The 6,351-nt window shown below is 65.7% G+C and carries 4 protein-coding genes and 2 pseudogenes; 5 read left to right on the forward strand and 1 reads right to left on the reverse strand.

The window, feature by feature from the left end; all coding sequences use genetic code 11:
• A pseudogene (locus ACI1V7_RS28405) lies at positions 1–77 on the reverse strand (IS6 family transposase); the annotation flags it as partial.
• A gap of 279 nt (positions 78–356) precedes the next feature.
• Between ACI1V7_RS28405 and ACI1V7_RS28150 the strand changes: the two are divergent.
• From ACI1V7_RS28150 to ACI1V7_RS28410, 5 genes and pseudogenes are all read left to right on the forward strand, one after another.
• Positions 357–1,004 carry a TetR/AcrR family transcriptional regulator gene (locus ACI1V7_RS28150; RefSeq protein WP_404535995.1) on the forward strand — a complete coding sequence of 216 codons (648 nt, stop codon included), beginning with the start codon at positions 357–359 and terminating at the stop codon, positions 1,002–1,004.
• Positions 988–1,851: a 3-hydroxyacyl-CoA dehydrogenase gene (locus tag ACI1V7_RS28155; protein WP_404535997.1), complete on the forward strand. Its 864-nt coding sequence runs from the start codon at positions 988–990 to the stop codon at positions 1,849–1,851. The genes ACI1V7_RS28150 and ACI1V7_RS28155 overlap by 17 nt, the downstream gene beginning before the upstream one ends.
• 32 nt (positions 1,852–1,883) lie before the next feature.
• A complete protein-coding gene (locus ACI1V7_RS28160) occupies positions 1,884–3,650 on the forward strand; it encodes an oleate hydratase (protein WP_404535999.1) in 1,767 nt (588 codons plus the stop codon).
• Positions 3,651–3,689: 39 nt separating this feature from the next.
• Positions 3,690–6,173, forward strand: coding sequence for a heavy metal translocating P-type ATPase (locus ACI1V7_RS28165; protein ID WP_404536002.1), 2,484 nt, complete (start codon positions 3,690–3,692; stop codon positions 6,171–6,173).
• A gap of 102 nt (positions 6,174–6,275) precedes the next feature.
• Positions 6,276–6,351: pseudogene (locus tag ACI1V7_RS28410) on the forward strand (IS6 family transposase); the annotation flags it as partial.

The raw sequence follows: 6,351 nt of genomic DNA on the forward strand, positions 1-6,351 counted from the left end.
CGCACGCAAAGAATGATGATCTCCTGCTCGAAGTGTCGGCCTTTGAACAGGTCAGTCTTGCTTGGACAATTACGCATGCTGGGCAAAGACCGTCATTTTAGCCCAGCCACAAGTTTGCACCACAACCACTGCGGCGTGGTCCATGATGACCCGGCGCGCAGCACGCCGATGAACTTCCTGACCCGAATCGGCGCAGCGGCCGCGCAATCGCCAGCCGGCAACCCCAGTCGAACCCTCGCCACACGTGAGAGCTTGACTTTGATAAAAAAGGAGTATGCTCATAAATGAGCTTACTCACTTATTACCTCATGGCATCGACGTCAATGGCAGTTCGGTCCGGTCGGCGTGACCGGAACATGCAGGACAAGCACTCCCGCATCTTCCGGGCGGCAGCGGAGTTGTTCGAAGAGTCCGGCTTCGCAGGCGTGACGACGCATGCGATCTCCGAGCGCGCCGACGTGGCGGCGGGCACCTTGTTCCGCTACGCGGCGTCCAAGGACGAACTGCTGGTGATGGTCCTCAACCAGGCGCTGCGCACGGCCTTGGCGGAGGGAGCAGCGCAGGCCCGAGCGTTGCGCGACCCGGTGGATGTGGCAGTGGCCATGGTCGCGCCGATCCTGCGGCTTGGCGGCCAGCACGCCGAAAACCTGGCGGTCTACCAGCGCCAGCTGATGTTCGGTCCGCCAGGGGAGAAGTACCGCAGCGAAGGCTTGGCGCTGCTCGCCGATCTGGAGGCCGCCGTCGCTGAGCGCTTGACGGAGCAAGCCGTCGAGCGCGGCTTGCCGGCGCACCCTGAGCTGGCGCGCGTGGCCGGCATCTCGATCTTCGGCGCTGCTCATCTGGCGGTCTCGCGCGCCTCCACCGGGGCCCACACCGGCCACGCACCGATGGACGACTTGCGCGCGCAGGTCCGGCAAGTCGTGGATGGATATTTCGTGGGCCTGGCCGCGAACACCGAGGCCAAACAGGCAGCAAAACAGGAGCGTCATGATGAGCAGCATTAGCAAGGTCACGGTGCTGGGCACGGGCGTGCTGGGATCGCAGATCGCGTTCCAGACCGCCTACAGCGGTATCGAGGTGTCGGTCTACGACATCGACGATGCGGTCATCGCCAAGGCGCGCCAGCGGTTCGACGCGCTGGTCGAGACCTACGAGAAGGAAGTGCCCGGTGCGCAAGGCAGGGCCGACGCCGCACTGGGGCGACTGCGCTTCTTCACCGACCTGGGCGCGGCGGTGGCCGATGCGGACCTGGTCGTCGAGGCGATTCCCGAGGTGCTGGAACTCAAGCAGGACGCCTATGCCCGGCTGGGCAACCTCGCGCCGGAAAGGACGATCTTCGCCACCAACTCCTCCACGCTGCTGCCCAGCGCAATGAAGGACGCCACTGGTCGCCCGGACCGCTTCCTCGCCCTGCATTTCGCCAACCAGATCTGGAAGTTCAACACCGCCGAAGTGATGGGCACGGCCGACACCTCGGCGGCCGTTTTCGACGCGGTCGTGGCGTTCGCCTCCGCCATCGGCATGGTGCCGATCCCGGTGCGCAAGGAAAAGGCCGGCTACGTACTCAACTCGCTGTTGGTGCCCCTGCTCAACGCGGCGGCGGAACTGGCCGCCGGCGGTTACGCTGACCCGCACGATGTGGACAAGGTCTGGCGCATCGCGACCGGCGCGCCGCTGGGGCCGTTCCAGATCTACGACATCATCGGCTTGACCACACCCTACAACATCCTCTCGCACGGCGACGCGCAGATGCGCCAGCTCGCCGGCTGGCTGAAGGAACACTACCTCGACAAGGGCAAGCTCGGCGTCGCGTCCGGCGAGGGCTTCTACGTCTACGGGCCAGCCGCCTGATCCCTCAAAACCACCAAGAAAAGGAGTTTTGCATGCACTACAGCAGCGGAAACTATGAAGCCTTCGTGCGTCCGCGCAAGCCCGAAGGCGCCGACCGGAAGACGGCGTGGTTCGTCGGATCGGGCCTGGCCGGTCTCGCCGGTGCGGCCTTCCTGATCCGGGACGGTGGCGTGGCCGGCGAGCGCATCACCATCTTGGAGGAACTGGCCATCCCGGGCGGCGCGCTCGATGGCCTGGACGTGCCGGACAAGGGATTCGTCATCCGCGGTGGGCGCGAGATGGAAGAACACTTCGAATGCCTCTGGGACCTCTACCGCTCGATCCCCTCGCTGGAGATCGAGGACGCGAGCGTATTGGACGAGTTCTACCGGCTCAACAAGGACGACCCGAACATCTCGCTTCAGCGCGTGACGCAGAATCAGGGACAGGATGTGCCGGACAAGGCGCTGCTGACGCTCAGCGACCGTGCGCAGAAGGACCTGATCTCCGTGTTCCTGGCGACCCGCGAGGAGATGGAGAACAAGCGGATCAACGAGGTCTTCGGCGAAGACTTCCTCAAGAGCAACTTCTGGCTCTACTGGCGCACCATGTTCGCCTTCGAGGAATGGCATTCGGCGCTGGAGATGAAGCTTTATCTGCACCGCTTCATCCATCACATCGCGAACCTGGCGGACTTCTCCTCGCTCAAGTTCAACCGCTACAACCAGTACGAGTCGATGGTCCTGCCGCTGGTGAAGTGGCTGACAGACCGCGGCGTCAAGTTCCGCTATGGCGTGGAAGTCACCGATGTGGATTTCGAACTCCAGGCCCGCCGCAAGCAGGCGACCCGGATCCACTGGGTCGAGAACGGCGAGCCGGGCGGCGTCGATCTGGGACCCGACGATTTGGTCTTCGTCACCATCGGCTCGCTGACCGAGAACTCGGACAATGGCGATCACCACACGCCGGCAAAGCTGAGGGAAGGGCCGGCGCCGGCTTGGGACCTGTGGCGCCGCATCGCCGCCAAAGATCCGGCCTTCGGCCGGCCGGACGTGTTCGGCGCCCATATCCCGGAGACCAAATGGGCCTCGGCGTCGATCACGGCCTTCGACCCGCGCATCGCCCAGTACGTCGAGAAGATCACCAAGCGCAATCCCTTCACCGGCAAGGTTGTTTCGGCCGGCATCGTCACGGTCAAGGATTCGGCGTGGCTGCTCAGCTGGACGGTGCATCGCCAGCCGCACTTCAAGAAGCAGCCGAAGGACCAGATGATCGCCTGGTTCTATGCGCTGTTCGTCGACAAGCCCGGCGATTACGTGAAGAAGCCGATGCAGGACTGCACGGGCGAGGAGATCACCCAGGAATGGCTCTATCACCTGGGGGTGCCCGTCGAGGAGATCCCGGAACTGGCCGCGACCGGCGCCAGCACCGTTCCGACCATGATGCCGTACATCACCGCGTTCTTCATGCCGCGACAGGCCGGCGACCGGCCCGACGTGGTGCCCGAGGGCGCGGTCAACTTCGCCTTCATCGGCCAGTTCGCCGAGTCGAAACAGCGCGACTGCATCTTCACCACGGAATATTCGGTGCGCACGCCGATGGAAGCGGTCTATACGCTGTTGAACGTCGAGCGCGGCGTGCCAGAGGTGTTCAATTCGACCTACGACATCCGAACGCTGCTGGCCGCGATCACGCCCTTGCGGGACGGCAAGGGTATCGACATCCCGGGACCCGCATTCCTGCGCAAGCTGCTGCTGAACAAGCTCGAAGGCACCGAGATCGCCGAACTGCTCAAGCAATACCACCTGATCTCGGATTGACGAGCATCGACAAGCCCGCCGATGCGGGAGAGGCACGACATGGCTGAACAACCGAATCCTTCCGCCACGGCCTCGTCCCGCGGCGTCCATGCGCATCAGGGCCGGGCTGGCGAGGCGGCTTCCCCTGTGCACGCCAAGGATCCGGTCTGCGGCATGCCGGTCGATCCCGCCACGGCGGCGCATCAGGTGGAGTACGACCACGCCGACTATTTCTTTTGCTCGGGCGGCTGCAAGGCGAAGTTCGAGGCCGATCCGGTACGGTATGCCGCGGCAGCCGCCTCCGCTGGACAGGACACGGACCCTGCCCATCCGGCGCATCATGGCCATTCGGCCCGGGCCGATGACCACCAGAGCGAACCCGCCCACCGCCATCCCTTGGTCCCTGCCGGCGCAGCAACCGCGCCGGCAGGCACGCGCTGGACCTGCCCGATGCACCCGGAGATCCGCCGCGATGGGCCGGGAAACTGCCCGATCTGCGGCATGGCGCTGGAGCCGCTGGTCGCCACGCGGGAGGGCGGTTCGAGTCCCGAACTGGCCAACATGACCCGGCGGCTGTGGATCGGCCTGGCACTGGCGTTGCCCGTGTTCGTGCTGGAGATGGGCGGGCATCTGATCCCCGCGCTGCATCACCTGCTGCCGATGCGCGCGTCGGTCTGGATCCAGTGTGCGCTGGCCACGCCGGTGGTGCTTTGGGCGGGCTGGCCGTTCTTCCAGCGCGGCTGGGCATCCATCGTCGAGCGCCACCTCAACATGTTCACGCTGATCGCCATGGGCACCGGGGTGGCCTGGGGTTACAGCATGGTGGCGACGCTGGCGCCGCAGATCTTTCCCGACGCCTTCCGCGCCGCCGATGGGACGGTGGCCGTCTATTACGAGGCCGCCGCGGTCATCACCGTGCTGGTTCTGCTGGGACAGGTGATGGAGTTGCGCGCGCGCGAGAAGACCTCCGGCGCGATACGGGCGCTGTTGAACCTGGCACCGAAGACGGCGCGGCGCATCAAACCGGACGGCGAGGAAGATATCCCGCTGGACGCGGTCGCGATCGGCGATCGCCTGCGGATCCGCCCCGGCGAGACCGTCCCGGTGGACGGTACGGTCGAGGATGGGCGCTCGTCGCTCGACGAATCCATGCTGACGGGCGAGTCGATGCCGGTGACGCGCGCGGTCGGCGACCACGTCGTGGGCGGTACGCTGAACCAGACCGGCGCGCTGGTCATCCGTGCCGACAGGATTGGACGCGAGACCATGCTCGCCCGCATCGTGCAGATGGTCGCCGACGCACAGCGCTCGCGCGCGCCGATCCAGCGCTTGGCCGACCAGGTCGCGGGCTGGTTCGTGCCCGTCGTCATTGGCGTGGCGCTGCTGGCATTCGTCGCGTGGGGGGCGTGGGGCCCGGAACCGCGCCTGGCGCATGGCCTGATCGCCGCAGTTTCCGTCCTCATCATCGCCTGCCCCTGCGCGCTCGGGCTGGCCACGCCGATGTCGATCATGGTCGGCATCGGCAAAGGCGCGGCCGCGGGCGTGCTGATCAAGAATGCCGAGGCACTCGAACGGATAGAGAAGATCGACACGCTCGTGGTCGACAAGACCGGGACACTGACCGAAGGCAGGCCCGCGGTGACCGCGATCGTCGCGGCCGAGGGGTTTTCGGAAGAAGCGATCCTGCGCCTGGCCGCGGCCGTGGAGAAGGCGTCTGAACATCCGCTCGCACGGGCGATCGTGGCGGCGGCGGAAGCACGAAAGCTGGCGATACCGGCCGTGGCAGACTTCGATTCGCCGACCGGCAAGGGCGCGCTGGGCACAAGCGAGGGACAGCGCATCGTCCTGGGCAACGCCGCCTTCCTGGAGGAACACGGCGTGGATGCCGGCGCACTCGCCCGCCAGGCCGATGAGCTGCGCCAAGACGGCGCCACGGCGATCTACATCGGGATCGACGGCCGCGCCGGCGGCATCTTCGCGATCGCCGATCCCATCAAGCCGACGACCCAGGAGGCGCTGAAGGCGCTGCATTCCGAAGGCGTCCGCATCGTCATGTTGACCGGCGATAACCGTGTCACCGCCGAGGCGGTCGCCCGCCGTCTGGGCATCGACGAGGTCGAGGCCGATGTACTGCCGGATCGCAAGGCCGCCGTGGTCGAGCGCCTCAAATCGGAGGGGAAGGTTGTGGCCATGGCCGGCGACGGGGTGAACGATGCGCCCGCGCTGGCCGTGGCGGATGTCGGGATCGCCATGGGGTCAGGCACGGACGTGGCGATCGAAAGCGCAGGCGTAACGCTGCTCAAGGGCGACCTGAACGGCATCGTCAGGGCGCGCCGCCTCTCGCGAGCGACGATGGCCAACATCCGCCAGAACCTCGTCTTCGCCTTCGTCTACAACGCCGCCGGCGTTCCGATTGCGGCCGGTGTGCTGTACCCGGTCTTCGGCCTGCTTCTGTCACCGATCATCGCCGCCACCGCCATGGCGCTGTCCTCGGTCAGTGTGATCGGCAACGCTCTTCGATTGAGGACGACAAAGGTTGCGTGAAGAACTGATCTGACTCGCTGTGCCGCTCCTGGGCTTACCACCGCATAGCGCCGGTTGTGGTGCAAACTTGTGGCTGGGCTAAAATGACGGTCTTTGCCCAGCATGCGTAATTGTCCAAGCAAGACTGACCTGTTCAAAGGCCGACACTTCGAGCAGGAGATCATCATTCTTTGCGTGC

It is taken from the genome of Massilia paldalensis (assembly GCF_044901715.1).
GTDB lineage: Bacteria > Pseudomonadota > Gammaproteobacteria > Burkholderiales > Burkholderiaceae_D > Telluria > Telluria paldalensis.